14 protein-coding genes and 1 tRNA gene are annotated in these 17,488 nt (G+C 67.4%); 7 read left to right on the top strand and 8 right to left on the bottom strand.

Features of this window, described 5'->3' with window-relative positions:
- Window positions 1–4 precede the first annotated feature (4 nt).
- Entirely contained in the window at window positions 5–943 is a 939-nt protein-coding gene (locus tag GON01_RS14380) for a DUF5996 family protein (RefSeq protein ID WP_157028044.1), read from the bottom strand.
- Between the two features lie 80 nt (window positions 944–1,023).
- Between GON01_RS14380 and GON01_RS14375 the strand changes: the two genes are divergently transcribed.
- Window positions 1,024–1,097: transfer RNA gene (locus GON01_RS14375), tRNA-Gly, on the top strand.
- Window positions 1,098–1,102: 5 nt separating this feature from the next.
- On the opposite strand, the gene GON01_RS14370 is transcribed toward GON01_RS14375, so the two are convergent.
- Genes GON01_RS14370 through GON01_RS14360 form a run of 3 tightly spaced genes read right to left on the bottom strand, consistent with a single transcriptional unit; the run spans window position 1,103 to window position 3,888 of the window.
- Entirely contained in the window at window positions 1,103–1,936 is an 834-nt protein-coding gene (locus GON01_RS14370) for a PhzF family phenazine biosynthesis protein (RefSeq protein ID WP_157028043.1), read from the bottom strand.
- A gap of 16 nt (window positions 1,937–1,952) precedes the next feature.
- Window positions 1,953–3,122 carry a glycosyltransferase gene (locus tag GON01_RS14365; protein WP_157028042.1) on the bottom strand — a complete coding sequence of 390 codons (1,170 nt, stop codon included), beginning with the start codon at window positions 3,120–3,122 and terminating at the stop codon, window positions 1,953–1,955.
- A gap of 4 nt (window positions 3,123–3,126) precedes the next feature.
- Window positions 3,127–3,888 (bottom strand): competence/damage-inducible protein A, encoded by a 762-nt coding sequence (locus GON01_RS14360; RefSeq protein WP_157028041.1) that lies wholly within the window; start codon window positions 3,886–3,888, stop codon window positions 3,127–3,129.
- An 87-nt stretch (window positions 3,889–3,975) separates the two neighbouring features.
- Here GON01_RS14360 and GON01_RS14355 point away from each other — a divergent pair, with 87 nt between their 5' ends.
- The 3 genes from GON01_RS14355 to GON01_RS14345 all read left to right on the top strand — a co-directional run bounded on the left by GON01_RS14355 (window position 3,976) and on the right by GON01_RS14345 (window position 8,087).
- The gene (locus GON01_RS14355) at window positions 3,976–5,046 is read left to right on the top strand and encodes a DUF5694 domain-containing protein (RefSeq protein ID WP_232328860.1); all 1,071 of its coding nucleotides are present in this window, start codon (window positions 3,976–3,978) and stop codon (window positions 5,044–5,046) included.
- Window positions 5,047–5,070: 24 nt separating this feature from the next.
- Window positions 5,071–5,892, top strand: coding sequence for a type I methionyl aminopeptidase (map, locus tag GON01_RS14350; protein WP_157028040.1), 822 nt, complete (start codon window positions 5,071–5,073; stop codon window positions 5,890–5,892).
- A 71-nt stretch (window positions 5,893–5,963) separates the two neighbouring features.
- Window positions 5,964–8,087: a PQQ-dependent dehydrogenase, methanol/ethanol family gene (locus GON01_RS14345; RefSeq protein WP_232328859.1), complete on the top strand. Its 2,124-nt coding sequence runs from the start codon at window positions 5,964–5,966 to the stop codon at window positions 8,085–8,087.
- Between the two features lie 4 nt (window positions 8,088–8,091).
- Here GON01_RS14345 and GON01_RS14340 read toward each other — a convergent pair whose 3' ends face one another.
- Together GON01_RS14340 and GON01_RS14335 are read right to left on the bottom strand one after the other, a co-directional pair.
- Window positions 8,092–11,268 (bottom strand): error-prone DNA polymerase, encoded by a 3,177-nt coding sequence (locus GON01_RS14340; protein WP_157028038.1) that lies wholly within the window; start codon window positions 11,266–11,268, stop codon window positions 8,092–8,094.
- 59 nt (window positions 11,269–11,327) lie between these two features.
- A complete protein-coding gene (locus tag GON01_RS14335) occupies window positions 11,328–12,827 on the bottom strand; it encodes a flavin-containing monooxygenase (RefSeq protein WP_157028037.1) in 1,500 nt (499 codons plus the stop codon).
- Window positions 12,828–13,194: 367 nt separating this feature from the next.
- On the opposite strand from GON01_RS14335, the gene GON01_RS14330 reads away from it, so the two are divergent.
- From GON01_RS14330 to murA, 3 genes are all read left to right on the top strand, one after another.
- Entirely contained in the window at window positions 13,195–13,656 is a 462-nt protein-coding gene (locus GON01_RS14330; protein ID WP_232328858.1) for a phasin family protein, read from the top strand.
- A gap of 179 nt (window positions 13,657–13,835) precedes the next feature.
- Window positions 13,836–14,183: an ATP-dependent Clp protease adapter ClpS gene (clpS, locus tag GON01_RS14325; protein WP_232328857.1), complete on the top strand. Its 348-nt coding sequence runs from the start codon at window positions 13,836–13,838 to the stop codon at window positions 14,181–14,183.
- 58 nt (window positions 14,184–14,241) lie between these two features.
- Window positions 14,242–15,525, top strand: a complete 1,284-nt coding sequence (murA, locus tag GON01_RS14320; protein WP_157028034.1) for a UDP-N-acetylglucosamine 1-carboxyvinyltransferase — start codon at window positions 14,242–14,244, stop codon at window positions 15,523–15,525.
- Here murA and rnk read toward each other — a convergent pair whose 3' ends face one another.
- Both rnk and GON01_RS14310 read right to left on the bottom strand, forming a co-directional pair.
- The gene (gene rnk, locus GON01_RS14315) at window positions 15,526–15,939 is read right to left on the bottom strand and encodes a nucleoside diphosphate kinase regulator (protein ID WP_157028033.1); all 414 of its coding nucleotides are present in this window, start codon (window positions 15,937–15,939) and stop codon (window positions 15,526–15,528) included.
- 174 nt (window positions 15,940–16,113) lie between these two features.
- Entirely contained in the window at window positions 16,114–17,373 is a 1,260-nt protein-coding gene (locus GON01_RS14310) for a DUF445 domain-containing protein (protein WP_232328856.1), read from the bottom strand.
- Window positions 17,374–17,488 lie beyond the last annotated feature (115 nt).

The following is a 17,488-nucleotide window of genomic DNA, read 5'->3' as shown; positions in this document are numbered from 1 at the left end:
CGGTTCAGCCGTGCAGCGGCCGCGGGACACCGGGCCGGCCGAACGGACATTCGAGCGCCGCGCGGTCCCAATTCCCGCAATCCGCGGCTGCCTCATAGCTGGCCTGGAGGAAATCCATCAGCATCGCCTCCGGATCGGGCGCGCTTCTGACGGTCTCGTACAGCAGAATGAACTCGCCGAACGTCTCGTCGAACGCCGCCCCAGCCGGCATCGGCTGGCCCCGGAAGCCGGACGGTTCCGGATAAGCGTAGGAATAGAAGGCGGCGTGCGGATATGCGTCGTTCCCCGGCCAGAAACCGGCGCTGCTGACCTCGTGCGAATAGGCTTCGCGGGTGATGCGGTCCGGGAGGCCAGGCACGCCGCCCGGATGGAGCGGCGCCGTGCGGCCGGAGAAGCGCGTCGCCGCCAGGTCGAAGCTGCCCCAGAAGAAATGGACCGGGCTTGCCTTGCCGATAAAGCCGCTGCGGAACAGCCTGAACACGCGACCGGCCTGGACGAGCGCCCGCCAGAAGCGCCGGGCGGCATCGGCATCGTAGCTCGCATGCAGCCGATCTTGCGCGAAGGGGATCGGGTCGGCGACTTCGTTCGGCACGGCGTGGATTGTCACCTTGACGCCAAGCAAGGCCATCGCGCTCATCACCTCGTCATGGAACTGCGCGACCGTTTTCGGCCGCAGCGCGACCATTTCCACGCCCCCTCCGCTGCTACGGCAGACGAGCCGATGATCCAGAAAGTCGAACTCGATGTCGATCGCCTGATCGCCGGCCGGAATCGCCGAAGTCGTGAGCCCGCGCGCGGAGAGGTACAGCGGCACCTGCCAGCTATGGTTCAGCCACGGTGTCAGCGCCAGCCGAACCTTGCCGACGATCTGCGTCCAAAGCTGCAATGTCGCGGCGGTGTCCCTCCAGCTGGCATAGTCAAGCCGGGGCCAGGCTTCGTCCATCGTCTCGCCCTTTCTATCGCCGTCCTGCCGCCGCGTGTTGACGACCGAGGCGCCGGCATGGCACTGGGCCGCCCACCCAAGCGGGTATAGTTCAATGGTAGAACATCAGCCTTCCAAGCTGAATACACGGGTTCGATTCCCGTTACCCGCTCCAGCCCTTCAGAACGTCGCGCTGCCCCGGAACAGGGTCTTTGTCGCGCCGCCGATCCAGACCTGGCCGTCCGCCTGTTCGACCGCGACGCGGCCGGTGCGGCCCAGGCGCGTGCCTTGGGCGGCGACATAGGGGGCGGCGACGCGGCCGCTCTCCAGCATCCACTGCGCGACCGAGGCGTTCAGGCTTCCGGTCACCGGGTCCTCAAGCAGGCCGCCGAACGGGTCGCTGAAGATCGCCCGGACCTCATAGGCCGCGTCATGACCCGGCGGGTACGGCCCGATGACGCCGATCTCCATGCGCGACGGATGGTGGCGCGCCGGTTCGAGCGACAGCGCTTCCTCGGCCGAGCCGACCAGTACTGCCGCCCACCCGGGGCCATTGTCCGCCCAGGCCGCATCGACGATGCGGTTGCGCGCGATGCCCAGCACGCCGGCAATCTGGGCGAGCTTGCCCTCGTCCACCGGGCCGGAGCGGATCAGCGGGGGCGCCGCGAAAGCGAGCCGCCCGCCGGCGCGGCGGATCGGCACCAGGCCCGCGCCGCATTCCTGCACGATCCTGTCCAGGTCGCGCGGCGTGCCGCCCGCTTCCAGCCACGCATGCGCGGTGCCAAGCGTCGGGTGGCCGGCGAACGGCATCTCGCGGTCCAAGGTGAATATGCGGACGCGGTAATCGGCCTCCGGGTGGGCGGGCGGCAGCAGGAATGTCGTCTCGGACAGGTTCAGCCAGCGGGTGATGCGCTGCATCTGGACCGCGTCGAGACCGGCCGCGTCGTGCACCACCGCGACCGGGTTGCCGCTGAAGTCGGCCACTCCGAACACATCGACCAGGCTGAAATCCATTGCGTCGCTCCTTCGCTCAGCGGACCGCTTCGACCAGCCACCGCGCGGCCAATTCCTCCTGGCTCGGGCTCAGCCGGGCGCGGAAGCCGGGCGCGAGCTCGCGAGCGCGGCGCTGGAAGCTGTCATTCTGGTAGAGCTGGCGCAGCGAGGTCGCGAAGGCCTCGGGCTGGACGGAGCCGGCATAGACATGACCGCCCAGTTGCATCCGCGTGATGGCTTGGCCGGTCAGCGCCTTTTCCAGGTCATAATGGACGACCACCACCGGGACGCCAGCGGCCAGCGCGCTGCTGACGAAGCCGAGCCCGCCATAGGTCATCACGACGCGGGAGCGCTCGGCGATCCGGGCGAAGGGGATCGGCGCCGGCTCGACCGCGAAGCCCAGGCGTGCGAGCTCCGCCTGCTGCGCCTGCGACGCACCCTGCGCATGGACGCGAACTGGCAGGCCCGATCGCGCCAGCCCGTCCCAGAGCGCCGGCGTGCGCAGCAATGCCGCATCCGCATAGAGGAAGACTTCGTCCCCGGCCGCGGCCTCGCCGACAGGATGGGCGACGGACGGCGCGACCACCGGCTCGCGCCGCCACTTCGCATAAACGTCCAGCTCCACGAACGTGCCGGCGAGCGCGTGATCGGCGGCGAACATCTGGGGCAGGTGCGCAAGCGGATCCAGCCCCGTCGCCGCCATCGACGCATTGACCGCAGCGAGTACGCCGGCTTCGCCATAGGCCGCCGGCTGGCCGGTCAGGCTGGGGAATTCGGCCAGGTGCCCCGGCACCGAATCGAACGCCAGGCCCATGGCGAGCGTCGGGACCCGGCCGCGCGCCGCGCACAGCAAGGCAGGCGCGAAGTCGGCGGCGACCGCATCCGGCAGCACTGCGTCGAGCATTCGGCGCCAGGCCTCGACAAGCACCGGCAACGTTCCCGGAATGTCGAGCCCGACTCGAACCAGGATGTCGCCCATCGTGTTCGGCATCGGCCCGCCCAGCGCGCCGACATTGCCGAGCAGGCGCGGCCAGATCGGCGCCTGCCAGAGCTGCACGTTCGGCGGCAGGTCGAAATCCCGGCTCAGGCGCTGAGCGGCCAGGACAACCTCATGCCCCTCCGCAGCCAGGCGCCGAGCCACATCGGCCATCCGCACCAGATGGCCGCGATTCGCCCCAAGCTCCCAGCCCAGCAGGTATTTCGCCATCGGCTCAGATGCCGCCGTCGACGGTTTCGCGGCCAGCGGCCATGAGACGAGCGGCCAAATCGGCGCGGCAGGCGCCGAGCGTGGCGGCGTCGGTGGACCGGATCACGAAATTGGCGCCCGTCCTGCCTTCGCGGAAAAATGGATAGCTACCGATCTGGCAGCCGGGATGTGCCTTCTCGGTCGCGCCGAGCAGGTCCGCCACTTCGCTCTCCGCCACCCAGCAGCCGATCGTCTCGGAAAGCAGCGGCCGCCCCCCTTCCAGCGTGCCGGACAGCGCATCGAGCATCATCGCGGTGATGGCGGGGACGCCCGCCATGATGAAGATATTGCCCCAGCGGATGCCGGGCGCGCCCGACATGCGGTTCTCGATCAGCTCCGCGCCTTCGGGTACCCGCGCCATCCGCAGGCGCGCGTCGGTGATGCCGCCGCGACTGATGTAATAGCGCTCCAGCATCGCCCGCGCGCGCGAGTGCACGACCACCGGCACGCCCACCGCCTCGGCGATCGCATCGACGGTGATGTCGTCATGGGTCGGGCCAATGCCGCCGGTGGTGAACAGATAGTCATGGCGCGCCCGCAGCGCGTTGACGGCCTCGGCGATCGCCACTGCCGCGTCGCCGACCACCCGCACCTCGACGAGCCGGATGCCCTGCAGGTTCAGCCACAGGGCGATCTGCGCGATGTTCTTATCCTGGGTGCGCCCGGACAGAATCTCGTCGCCGATCACGACAAGCGCGGCGGTCCAGATGCGTTCGGCGGCGGCCATGCCCCGCCTTAGCGCAGGGCCCGAAACGCGCAACAACTTGCGGCGGGTGCTCTATGCATATAACACACCCATACAGGAGGGCCGGGAATGCTTGGACTCGAGCGGTTGGGGATGATCGTTTCGGCTTTGATGCTGCCGGGAGCGGTCGCCGCCGCGCCGCTGGTGGGGCCATGGCCGGTCGACGATCCGAGCGAAGTGCTGGTGCTGGGGACACCGCACCTTTCCGGTATCGAGACGCTGAAGCCCGAGTGGCTGGACCCGCTGCTCGACCGACTGGAAGCATGGAAGCCGCAACTGATCACGATCGAGGGCCTCTCCGGGCCCGAATGCTATCTGCTCAGGCGCTATGACAAGAGCTGGCCCGATACGGCGAGCGACTATTGCTCGCGCACCGAAAGCCTGGCCGCCTTGGCAGGAAAGACGACAGGACTCGACATGCCGGCGGCCGAAGCGGCGGCCGAGTTGGCCTTGGCGAAAATGGGGCCGGATGCGATCCCGGCCGCGCATCGACATCTTGCCGCGCTGTTCTCTGCGGCCGGCAACGTAGGGTCGGCGGCCGTGCAGTGGCTGCGGCTGCCCCCTGCAGAGCGGCGGGCCGGGGACGGCGTCGACGAGGCGCTTGCCAAGACACTCGACGAGCTGATCGTCCGCCGTAACGAGAATTATCTGATCGCCGCCACGCTCGCAGCCCGGCTCGGCCTCGAGCGGGTCTATCCGACCGACGATCATCTGTCCGACCGCGTCCAGGCAGAAGCCCCGCCGGGACAGGACAGGGCGATGCAGGCGATCTGGAGCGGCGAGCGCCCGCCGCTCGCGCGCCAGGCGCAGGCGATGGAGAAAGCACTGGCCGATGGCGCGTCGCTGCTGGCCTATTACCGCTTCATGAATCGCGCCGATGTCGGCGAGGCGTTCGTGCGCGCGGACATGGGCAAGGCGTTCGCCACGCCCTCACCCGAGCATTTCGGCCGCCGCTACGTCGCCTGGTGGGAGACGCGCAACCTCCACATGGTGGCGAACGTCCGCGCGGCGATGGGCCACTATCCGGGGCAGCGCGCGCTGGTGATCGTCGGCGCGACCCACAAGCCCTATTTGGACGCCTATCTGGGCATGATGCATGAAATCCGGCTGGTGCCGGCCGCGCAGGTTCTGGGAAAATAAAGACGCGGCGACTATATCCGCGCCATGACCAGCTATATCGACGCGGATTCCGCCTCCACGCGCACGAATGCGATCAAGCTGCACGGGCCCGAGGGGTTCGAGGGGATGCGCCGGGCCGGGCGGCTGGCGGCCGAGATCCTGGACGCGATCGCGCCGCATATGGTGCCGGGCGTCAGCACCGAAGCGATCGACGAGATCATCCGCGAGCACACGCTGCGCGGCGGCGCGGTGCCGGCGACGCTGGGCTATCGCGGCTACACCCATTCCAGCTGCATCTCGATCAATCACGTCGTCTGCCACGGCATCCCGTCGGAGCGGACGCTGAAGGACGGCGACATCGTCAATGTCGACGTGACGCCTTTGCTCGACGGCTGGCACGGCGACACCAGCCGCATGTATCTGATCGGCGATGTCGGCGTGAAGGCGCGGCGGCTGGTCGACGTGACCTATGAAGCGATGATGCTGGGGATCGAACAGGCGAAGCCCGGCAACCGGCTGGGCGATATCGCGCACGCGATCCAGTCCTTCGCCGAAAAACACCGCTATGGCGTGGTCCGCGATTTCTGCGGGCATGGCGTGGGGCGGCTGTTCCACGACGCACCGGAAGTGGTGCATGCCGGCCGGCCAGGGACGGGGCCGGAACTGAAGCCCGGCATGTTCTTCACGATCGAGCCGATGATCAATATCGGCCGGCCCGACTGCAAGGTGCTGGAGGACGGCTGGACCGCCGTAACCCGCGACCGCTCGCTCTCAGCCCAGTTCGAACATTCGGTCGGGATCACCGAAACCGGCTGCGAGATCTTTACAAAAAGCCCCGCCGGCCTGGATAGGCCCCCCTACTTCTAACAGGCGCGCAAAAAGCCGTAGCAAATCGCAACCCAATGCAGCACATTCCTTCAAAATTGAGGGGAGGCGGCATGCGGGCAGTGGTTGCGGCGGCGCTGGTGCTGGGCGCGGCGGCTTATGCGCAGACGGGAGTGAAACCGGGCGCGAAGGTCGACGGGGCGTATCTGACCCAGGGCGGCGATGGGACGGACTGGCCTTCCGCCGGGCGCGATTATGCCGAGCAGAGGTTTAGCCCCCTTAGCCAAATCAACGATGCGACGGTTGGCCGCCTCGGCATCGCCTGGTTCGCTGACCTGCCCGACGCGCGCGGCGTCGAATCGACGCCGGTGATGGTCGACGGTGCGCTGTACGTCACGGGTCCCTGGTCGAAGGTGTTCGCCTATGACGCCGTGACCGGAAAGCCGCGCTGGAGCTTCGACCCGCAGGTTGCCGGCGACAAGGGCGTGCAGGCGTGTTGCGATGTGGTCAATCGCGGCGTCGCGGTGTGGAAGGGCCGGCTTTATCTCGGCGCGCTGGACGGGCGGCTGATCGCGCTCGATTCCGCAACCGGCAAGCCGATCTGGAGCGTGCAGACCACCGATCCCGCCACGCCCTACACGATCACGGGCGTGCCGCGGGTGGTGAAGGACATGGTGATCATCGGCAATGGCGGCGCCGAATTCGGCGTGCGCGGCTATGTCACCGCCTATGACGCAGCTACGGGGAAGAAGCGCTGGCGCTTCTACACCGTGCCGAACCCGACCGGGCAGCCGGACGGCGAAGCGTCCGACCCGATCATGGCGAAGGCCTTTGCGACCTGGAGCGCGAACGGCCAGTGGAAACAATCGGGCGGCGGCGGTACCGCATGGGACGCGATCGTCTATGACCCCGCGCTCGACCAGCTCTATATCGGCGTCGGCAACGGCAGCCCCTGGAACCACCAGGTGCGCAGCGAAGGCCAGGGCGACAATCTGTTCCTGTCGTCGATCGTCGCGCTCGACCCGAACACCGGCGCCTATAAATGGCATTACCAGGAAACGCCCGGCGAAAGCTGGGACTATACCGCCACCCAGCCGATCGTCCTGACCGAGCTGGGCGGGCGCAAGCTGCTGCTGCACGCGCCGAAGAACGGCTTTTTCTTCGTGATCGACCGCGAGACAGGCAAGCCCGTGTCCGCCGACATGTTCACGGCGGTCAATTGGGCGACCAGCTATGATCCGAAGACCTGGCGGCCGATCGAGAATCCGGACGCGCGCTACGGCGCGAACGGCAAGCCGTTCCTCGCGGCGCCCGCCCCGATCGGCGCACACAGTTGGCAGCCGATGAGCTTCTCGCCCATGACCGGGCTCGTTTACCTGCCGGTCAACGACATCGGCTTCGGCTATATCCCGCCGCTGTCCGCTAAGGACGCGGCGCGCGAGGCGATCGGCTTCAATGTCGGCGCGAACATGAGCGAGGGCATGCTCCCGGCCGACCCGGCCTTCATCAAGGCGGCGATCGCGGCGACCAAGGGGGCGCTGGTCGCCTGGGACCCGGTCGCGCGCAAGGCGCGGTGGCGGGTCGACTATTCGACGCCGTGGAACGGCGGCACGCTCGCGACCGCCGGCAATCTGGTGTTCCAGGGCACGGCGCTGGGCGAGTTCCGCGCCTATGCGGCGGACACCGGCAAGCAGCTCTGGTCGCTGCCCGTCCAGTCGGGCGTGCTCGCGGCGCCCTCGACCTACAGCATCGACGGCGTGCAATATGTCGCGTTGCTGACCAGTCGCGGCGGAGCCTGGGCGTTGACCTCGGGCTATGCCGGAGGCGCCGCCAACAAGGTGCCGAGCATCCCGCGGCTGATCGTGCTGAAGCTGGACGGCAAGGGCCGGCTGCCGGCACTTCCATCCGGCATGGCGATGAGCTTCGATCCGCCGCCAGCCACGGCTCCGGCGGCGCAGGTGGCGCAGGGCAAGGCCGTGTTCGGACGCTTCTGCCAGGTCTGCCACGGCGCCAACGCGGTCAGCGGCGGCGTGACGCCGGACCTCCGCCATTCCGGCGCGCTCGGCGACGCGGACACGTGGAAGAGCATCGTCATCGACGGCGCGCTGCACGACCGCGGCATGGTCAGCTTCGCGAAAGTGATGAGCCCCGCCGATGCGGAAGCGGCACGCGCCTATGTGATCGGAGAGGCCAACTGGGCCAAGGCGCACGATCCGGCGATTTTGGGGACGAAATAGAGGTTCAGTGGAAATCGCGGGTCTTCACCCGGATCAATTCGCCGCGATCCGGCGAGCCGCCATGGGTCGCGCCATCGCCGCGGCCAGTGTGGTGCGGGAAGTCCATTTCGCCGACCTGGCGCAGCAGCTGCGTCGAATCCTCGATCCGGTCGCTGACGATGTGGATCACCTTGCCCTCGATCTGCAGCCGTCCATGCACCGTGATCATCGCCGATCCCATGATCGCGCGCCGTTGCCGCTCGAAATCGCGCTGCCAGACGATGACGTTGGCAATGCCGGTCTCGTCCTCGATCGTGATGAAGCAGACATTGCCTTTGCCGGGTCGCTGGCGGACCAGGATGATGCCGGCGACGGTCACTCTTGCGCCATCCTTCAGGGCGGCAAGCCGGCCCGCCGGCACGATGCGCTGGCGGCCCAGCTCCGGCCGGAGGAAGCGCAGCGGATGGTGGCGGAGCGATAGCTGGATCGCGCCATAATCCTCGACCACCTCCCGCCCTTCCGCCATGGGGCGAAACGTGGCGGCGGGCTCGCGGCTTTCGACCGCCTTGAACAGCGGCAGCTCGGTATAGCCAAGGCCTTTCACCTGCCAGAGCGCCTGACGCCGGTCGACGCCCAGGCAGGCGAACGCATCCGCTTCGGCCAGCCGCTCAAGCGCCGCGACCGGCACGCCCGAGCGATGCCAGGCGTCCTCGATCGATGTGAAGGGACTGTCCATCGCAGCGGTCGCGATCAGCGAGGCGTGTTGGTTCGAAAGGCCTTTGACCAGCCTCAGGCCCAGACGAACCGGCTTGCGATCCGCATCTCCTTCCAGCGTGCAATCCCAGCGGCTCGCATTCACTGAAGGCGGCAGCACCCCCACGCCATGCGCGCGCGCGTCGCGGACGATCTGGGCCGGCGCGTAGAAGCCCATCGGCTGCGCGTTGAGCAGCGCGGCGCAGAAGATTTCCGGATGATGGTATTTCATCCAGCACGACGCGTAGGCGATCTTGGCGAAGCTGGCGGCGTGGCTCTCGGGAAAGCCGTAGCTGCCGAAGCCTTCGATCTGCTTGAAGGTGCGTTCGGCGAAGTCGCGCGCATAGCCGTTCGCGAGCATGCCGCCGACCATCTTGTCGCGGAATTTGTCGACCCCGCCCCTGGACTTGAACGTCGCCATCGCGCGGCGGAGCTCGTCGGCCTCGACGGCGCTGAAGCCCGCGCCCACGATCGCGACTTTCATCGCCTGTTCCTGGAACAGCGGCACGCCCAGCGTCTTTTCGAGAACGTCCTTCAGCTCCTGCTTCGGATATTCCGGCTCTTCCTTCCCTTCACGCCGCCGCAGATAGGGATGGACCATGTCGCCCTGGATCGGCCCCGGGCGCACGATCGCGACCTGGATGACGATGTCGTAGAATTTCCTAGGCTTCAGCCGCGGCAGCATCGACATCTGCGCCCGGCTTTCGATCTGGAACGCGCCGAGCGTGTCGGCCTCGCAGATCATGTCATAGACTTGGGGATCGTCGACCTGCATTTCGGGCGAGGCGAGCGTCAGGCGCTGCCCCTTGTGCTCGTGCAGCAGGTCGAACGCGCGGCGCATGCAGCCGAGCATGCCCAGCCCCAGCACGTCGACCTTCATGATCTTCAGCTCTTCGAGATCGTCTTTCTCCCATTCGACGACGCGCCGATCCTCCATCGTCGCGGGCGCGATGGGTACGAGGTCGTCCAATCGGTCGCGGGTCAGCACGAAGCCGCCCGGATGCTGGCTCAAATGGCGCGGCGTGCCGATCAGCTGGCGGCTCAGCTCCAGCGTCAGCGCCAGCCGCGGCTCGTTGAGGTCGAGGCCGAGCTGCTCGACATGGCGCTCGGCGACGCCATCGCTCGACCAGCCCCAGACCTGGCCCGAAATGGCCCCCGTCACGTCCTCGGGCAGCCCGAGCGCCTTGCCCACCTCCCGTACGGCACCCCGCGTGCGGAAACGGCTGACCACGGCCGCCAGCGCGGCGTGGGAGTGGCCGTAGGTCTCGTAGATCCACTGGATCACTTCCTCGCGCCGTTCATGCTCGAAATCGACGTCGATGTCGGGCGGTTCGTCGCGCGCGTCGGAGAGGAAGCGTTCGAACAGGAGCTGGTGCTTGACCGGGTCGATCGACGTGATGCCCAGCACGAAGCAGATCATCGAATTCGCCGCCGACCCCCGGCCCTGGCACAGAATGTCCTGGCTGCGCGCGAACTGGACGATCGAATGGACGGTCAGGAAATAGGGCGCATATTGCCACTTCGCGACCTGCTCCAGTTCCTTCGTCAGCAGCGAGCGATGGGATTCGGGCGGATCGCCACGGTAGAGATCGTCGAGGGCCTTGCGCGTCATCCGTTCCAGCGCGTCCTGCGGGCTGCGGCCGGACATCACGATTTCGTCGGGATATTGATAGCTGAGCTCGCGCAAGGAGAAGGTGCAGCGTTCGGCGATATCGGCGGTGGCGCGCACGGCGTCGGGAAAGCGGGCGAACAGCCGTTCCATTTCCTTTGGGCTCTTCAGATGCCGGTCGGCATGGCGTTCACGACGGAAGCCGAGCTCGTCGATCGTGCAATGCTCGCGGATCGCGGTCACCACGTCCTGAAGCACCCGCTTGTCCGGACTGTCGTAGAGCGCGTCGCCGGTCGCGACCGGCCGCACGCCATAACGCCGGGCCAGCGCGTCGAGCCCATGCAGCCGCATCGCCTCGCCCGGCCGACGGCGATGGGCAAGCGCCAGATGCGCGCGATCACCGAAGATGTCGGCCATCTGGGCAAGCGCGATTCCGGTCACCCGATCCGCCTCGTCCGGCACCAGCGCCGCGACCAGCCCGTGGCTCCAGGCCGCGACGTCCTCCCAGTGAAGGAAGCATTGGCCCTTCTCGCCTTTCCGGCGGTCGATGCGACCCTTGCCGATCGTCAGCAGGCGGGTGAGGCGGGACCAGGCGGGCCGATCCTCGGGCCAGACCAGCAGGCCGGTCCCGTCCATCAGGTCCAGCCGGCAACCGGCGACCAGACGCACGCCGGTCGTGTCGCTGGCGCAGAGCGCCTTGACCAGCCCCGCGACCGTGTTCCGGTCTGTGATCCCGAGCGCCTCGTATCCGAGCAAGGCGGCGGCCGCGAACAGCTCCTCCGCGCTGGAGACGCCGCGCAGAAAACTGAAATGCGTGGAGACGTTGAGTTCCGTGTACATGGCCCGATTCGCCGGACCAATTACACCTTTGTTCTACCTATGTTCCAGCCTGATCCGGCCTACTCCGCCGCCATCAGCTCCTGTGCTGCTTCGCGTTTGACCGCGCCGGCCTTGCGGAAGGTCATCGCGCCGTCCTCGACCTTGCCGAATTTCAGGTCGAGCATGTCGAGCGCGTAATTCTGGTGGACGCGCCAGGGACGCTTCGATCCCTGCTTCGGAAGGGTGTCGAGCGCGCGCTGGACATAGCCGGAGGTGAAGCTGAGCCAGGGCTGTTCCTCGACCTCGGGATCGTCGAGCACCGGCGTCGCGATCTGGGTGCCGGTGCGGTCCATGTGGTTCAGCAGCCGCGCGACGTACATGCAGGTGAGGTCCGCCTTCAGCGTCCACGACGCATTGGTGTAGCCAAACGACGTCGCGAGGTTCGGCACGCCCGAGAACATCATCGCCTTGTAGGTCATGGTCCGCGACAGCGCGACGGGTTCGCCGTCGACCACGAAGCCGACGCCGCTCAGCAGCTGGATGCTGAGGCCCGTCGCGGTCACGATGATGTCCGCCTCCAGCTCGCGGCCATCCTTCAGCAGGATGCCTTTCGGCGTGAAGCGGTCGATATGGCCCGTCACCACCTCGGCCGAGCCATCGCGGATCGCCGCGAACAGATCATCGTCGGGCACGAGGCAGAGGCGTTGGTCCCAGACATTATAGCTGGGCGTGAAATGCGCCATGTCATAGCCTTCGGGCAGCAGCGCCCTCACGCGTTCCAGCACCCAGGCATTGACCCCTTCGGGGTTGGTGCGGGTCTTCTTGTAGAAATACATGCCGAGCAGCACGTTCTTCCAGCGCGTCAGGCCATAAGCGAGCTTCGACGGCAGCACTTTCCTGAGCGCGTTCGCGACTTTGTCCTGGCTGGGGCGCGAAACCATGTAGGTCGGCGAGCGCTGCAGCATCGTCACATGCGCCGCGTCCCTGGCCATTTCCGGGATCAGCGTGACCGCGGTCGCGCCCGATCCGATCACGATCACGCGCTTGCCTTTATAATCCAGATTCTCGGGCCAATGCTGCGGATGCACGATCTGGCCGCGGAAGTCGGCGCGGCCCAGGAAGTCCGGCGTATAGCCTTCGCCGTAGTTATAATAGCCGCTGCACATGAAGAGGAAGTTGGCCGAATAAGTCGCCGGCTCCTTGTTCGGGCCGCGCTCCACCTCGACCGTCCAGCGCGCGCTCGCCGAATCCCACGACGCGCGCTGCACCCGGTGCTGGTAGCGGATATGCCTGTCGATGCCGTAATGCTCGGCCGCTTCGCGCAGATATTTCTTGATCGAGGGACCGTCGGCGATCGCCTTGGCTTCCGTCCACGGGCGGAAGGAGAAGCCCAGGGTATGCATGTCTGAATCGGAGCGGATGCCCGGATAGCGGAACAGGTCCCAGGTGCCGCCAAGATCGTCGCGCGCTTCCAGGATCACGTAGCTCTTGCCCGGGCAATAGGTCTGCAGGTGATAGCCTGCGTCGATGCCGGAGATCCCGGCGCCCACCACCAGCACGTCAACCGATTCGACCGTCATGCCCGCATCCTTCCTGACGTTTACGTAAACCGCGCGACGAAGCACGTCCAGAGGAAGGTTACTCGGGAGATGCGGCATCGCCGGCCGGGAACCCCGTCAATTGTGCACTGCACAAAAATCCCTTGAACTTCGCGCGCCGATCCTATATTGTGCACTGCAACATAACGATCGGGGAAGTTCGTTTCCGATGAGCAAGGACAGCAAGGCCGCGGCCCCGAAGGCCCCATCTGCCAAGAAGGCAGCTCCTCCCAAGGCCGTTCAGCCGGCCGCGGAGAAGGCGATGACCGCCCCGGCGGCGATCGCGGCCGCCACCGTCGAATCCCAGCCGGTCGCGACGCCGGCCGAACCGAGCACGAAAGGACCGACCATGACCGACACCGTCAACAACACCGCCCAGAACTTCGCGCAGGACGCACAGGCTCGCGCCACCGAATTCTTTGGCGACGTCAACGCCCGCACCAAGGCGGCCGTCGAGCGCTCGACCAAGCTGGTCGAGGAGCTGAACGAGTTCAATAAGGGCAACATCGAAGCGCTGGTCGAATCGGGCCGCGTCGCCGCCAAGGCGGCCGAGACGCTCGGCCAGCAGGCGGCCGAGACCGCCCGCAAGAACTTCGAGCAGACCACCGCTGCCCTGAAGAACTTCGCGTCGGCCAAGACCCCGACCGAATTCTTCCAGCTGCAGAGCGAGTTCGCGCGCACCGCGTTCGACCAGCTGATCGCCGAGACCTCGAAGAACAGCGAGACGCTGCTCAAGGTCGCCGGCGACGTGTTCCAGCCGATTTCGAACCGCTTCGCCGTCGCGGCGGAGAAGTTCAAGGCTGCCGCGTAACCGTAGCGTAGCTTTCATCAGCCGGCTCCCCTTCCCCTCTTGAGCCGGTCGACTCTGACGGCCGCCCCTCCCCCGGGGCGGCCGTTTTCGTTTGTGCGGTTAATGGCGGGTGCCGGGCCTTGCCCGAGGGAGCCGGCTTGCCATATTCTGCGTTCGCCATGCGTGACACGGATTTCAAAATGATCGATCGCCCGACGCTCATGGCAGGCGAGGGCCAGGACGATGATAGCGGCACCGGCGTCGGGGTCGCCACGCGCACCCGTGCCAAGGCCAAGAAGCCGTCGCTCTACAAGGTGCTGATGCTGAACGACGACTATACGCCGATGGAGTTCGTCGTGCTGGTGCTGCAGAGCTTCTTCAAGATGAGCATCGAGGACGCGACTCGCGTGATGCTCCACGTCCACCAGAAAGGCGTCGGCGTCTGCGGCATCTTCTCCTACGAAGTCGCCGAATCGAAAGTCAGCCAGGTCATCGACTTCGCCCGCCAGAACCAGCACCCGCTCCAGTGCACGCTGGAAAAAGCGTAAGGCGGCGCTGATCTCCCCCTCCCTAGAAGGGCGGGAAAAGTATCGCTAAGCGCTCCCCATGGATCGCATCATCATCCGCGGCGGGCGGCCGCTCGAGGGCCGCCTACCGATTTCCGGCGCGAAGAATTCGGCGCTGACGCTGCTGCCCTGCGCGCTGCTGACCGACGAGCCGCTGACGCTGCGCAACCTGCCGCGGCTGGCCGATGTCGACAGCTTCGGCCACCTGCTCAACCAGCTCGGCGTGTCAACGACGGTCGAGGGCACGCGGCCCGAGGATTTCGGCCGCGTGATGACGATGCGCGCGACCAGCCTGACCGCGACGATGGCGCCGTACGACATCGTGCGGAAGATGCGCGCCTCGATCCTGGTGCTGGGCCCGATCCTTGCCCGCGCCGGCGAAGCGACGGTTTCGCTGCCCGGCGGCTGCGCGATCGGCAACCGGCCGATCGACCTGCACCTGAAGGCGCTGGAGGCGCTGGGCGCGAAGCTGGAGATGAGCGCCGGCTATGTCCGCGCGGTGGCCCCTGGCGGGCGGCTGCCGGGCGGCAATGTCGCGTTTCCGATCGTCTCCGTCGGCGCGACCGAAAATGCCGTCATGGCGGCGGTCACCGCCTCCGGCCGCACGACGATCGAGAATGCCGCCCGAGAGCCCGAGATCGTCGACCTGTGCCGCTGCCTGATCGCGATGGGCGCGCGCATCGACGGAGTCGGCACGGAGACGCTGGTGATCGGCGGCGTCAAGGAGCTCCACGGCGCCACCTATGCGGTAATGCCGGACCGGATCGAGGCCGGCAGCTATGCCTGCGCGGTCGGCATCACCGGCGGCTCGCTGGAGCTGGCCGGCGCCCGCGCAAGCGAGATGCGCGCGACGCTCGCCGCGCTGCAGGAGGCGGGGATCGAAATCGAGGAGACGCACGACGGCCTCAAGGTCACCGCCGACAAGCCGCTGAAGCCGCTGACGCTGTCGACCGCGCCCTATCCGGGCTTTGCGACCGACATGCAGGCGCAGTTCATGGCGATGCTGACGCTCGCGCACGGCTCCAGCCTGCTGACCGAGACGATCTTCGAGAACCGCTACATGCACGTGCCCGAGCTCGCGCGCATGGGCGCCGACATCCAGGTCACCGGCCGCTCGGCGGTCGTGCGCGGAGTCGAGGGGCTGAACGGCGCGCCGGTGATGGCGACCGACCTGCGCGCGTCGATGAGCCTGATCATCGCGGGGCTTGCGGCCAAGGGAGAGACGCAGGTCCGCCGCGTCTATCACCTCGACCGCGGCTATGAGCGGCTGGAGGAGAAGCTCTCCGCCGTCGGCGCCGAGATCGAGCGCGACGGCGACGGGTGATCAGTTCGGCCGGCGGACGGCCATGATGCGCAGCCGGCGGGTCGTGCCGTCGCGATCGGGCCAGTCGATGGCCTGGCCTTCGCCCAGGCCGATCAGCCCCGCACCGACCGGCGTCAGCACGGAAACGCGGCCGGCCTGAATATCGGCCTGACCCGGCAGGACGAGCGTCACCGTGCGCAGCCGGTGCGTGCTTTCATCGAGAAAGTCGACTTCCGAGCCGAGCGTCACGGTGCCGGCCGGAAGGGCGTCGGCGCTGTGCGTTTCGGCGCGTTCGATCTCGCCGAGCAGCATCGCCGCGACCGCGGGGCTATGCCCTTCGACCTGCAGTGCAAGATCGACCAGCATGTCGCATTCGCTGTCGATCAGATGGACCGGCGGACGCGCGACGCCGCGCGCCGGACTCGTGGTGGCCATTGAAATTCTCCGAAAAATAACTCGTCCCGCAAGCACGCCCCCGGCAGGCCGGGCAGGGCCTGCGGGGCTCAGGCGCGTGCGGCGCTCTGGCTCCCGTGCACGCAAAAACGCGTGAAAAGACGGACAACGAACATCGCGCCAAGATGGGGACGAATGGTCGCCATGTCAAAAGAATCAGTGCAGCCAGATCTCGAAAGCGTGAATGGCGAGACCGACCAGACCGCCGACCAGCGTGCCGTTGACACGGATATACTGGAGATCGCGGCCGACCGCATCCTCCAGCCGCCGGGTCACGGTCCGCGCGTCCCAGCTGCGCACGGTATCGCTGACCAGGCGCACGACGCTGGCGCCGTAATTGGCCGAGAAGCCGACCGCGGCGCGGCGGGCAAAGCGATTGATCGTCACGCGCAGCCGCTCATCCTGCTGCAGCGTCTCGCCGAGCTGACGGAGCGCGTCGCCGAATTTGCCGCCCATCGCCGAGCGCGGGTTACGGGCGGCGCGGAGCAGCGCGGCGCGACCCTGTTCCCATAGCCCGTCGATCCAGCGGCGCATCGCTTCGTTGTCGAGCAATTCGTCGCGGATTTCCGCGACACGGCGCTGCATCACCGGATCGAATTGCAGATCCTCGGCCAGCCGGGCGAGCCCGTCCTCGGCGCGCATCCTGACCGGGTGCCCGGCATCAACGGCCATGTCGTCGAGCAGCCGCATCAGCCCGTCGATGATCTTGTCGGCCAGCGTTTCGTCGAGCCCGGTCCAGCGCAGGATCGAGCCGGCACGGTCATGGATCATCTGGCGGATCAGATGCTCGTTCGCATCCAGCGTCCGCGCGGCCCAGCGGATCAGCCCTTCGAGCACGGGAATGTGCCGGTCCTTCGCGATCGCCGCCTGCAGCGCCTGGCCCAGGATCGGCGCGAGGTCGACCGCGCGCACGCGGCGATCGATCGCGTCCTTGACCATCCCGCCCAGCCGTTCCGGATCGAGCGCCTCCATCACGTCGGCGACAAGGCGGGTCCCGGTCTCCCGGATGCGGCCTTCCTGCGCGGGCGGCGTGGCGAGGAAGCGGCCGACCGCGCTCGCCACGTCCACTCGCCGCATGCGGCGCGCGACCACGCCGGGGATCAGGAAATTGTCCTTCAGGAACGCGGCCAGCGTGTCGCCGATCCGGTCTTTGTTGCGCGGCACGATGGCGGTGTGCGGGATCGGCAGCCCCAATGGGTGGCGGAACAGCGCCGTCACCGCGAACCAGTCCGCGAGGCCGCCGACCATCGCCGCTTCGGCAAAGGAACGGACGAAGCCCCAGGCCGGCTGTCCCGGCTCCAGCGCGCGGGCGATAAAGAACACGCCCGCCATCAGCACCAACAGGCCGGTTGCGACGATCCGCATCCGCCGCGGCCCGGTTGCGGTGCGCGTCACGAAGGCTTGCGGCGCAGTCATTGCCCTACCAAAGCGCGGGAGGCATCGGAGTTCAATCGCCTTCGACTTCGTCCGGCCCGAGCCTGCCGAAGGCCTCCCTTTCTCCTCTGCGCCGGGAACGAAGGGAGGGCTTCGA

Origin of the sequence: Sphingomonas horti (genome assembly GCF_009753715.1) — a bacterium.
In the GTDB taxonomy this organism is placed as follows: domain Bacteria; phylum Pseudomonadota; class Alphaproteobacteria; order Sphingomonadales; family Sphingomonadaceae; genus Sphingomonas_B; species Sphingomonas_B horti.
This window is presented reverse-complemented; position numbering and strand designations above follow the sequence as displayed.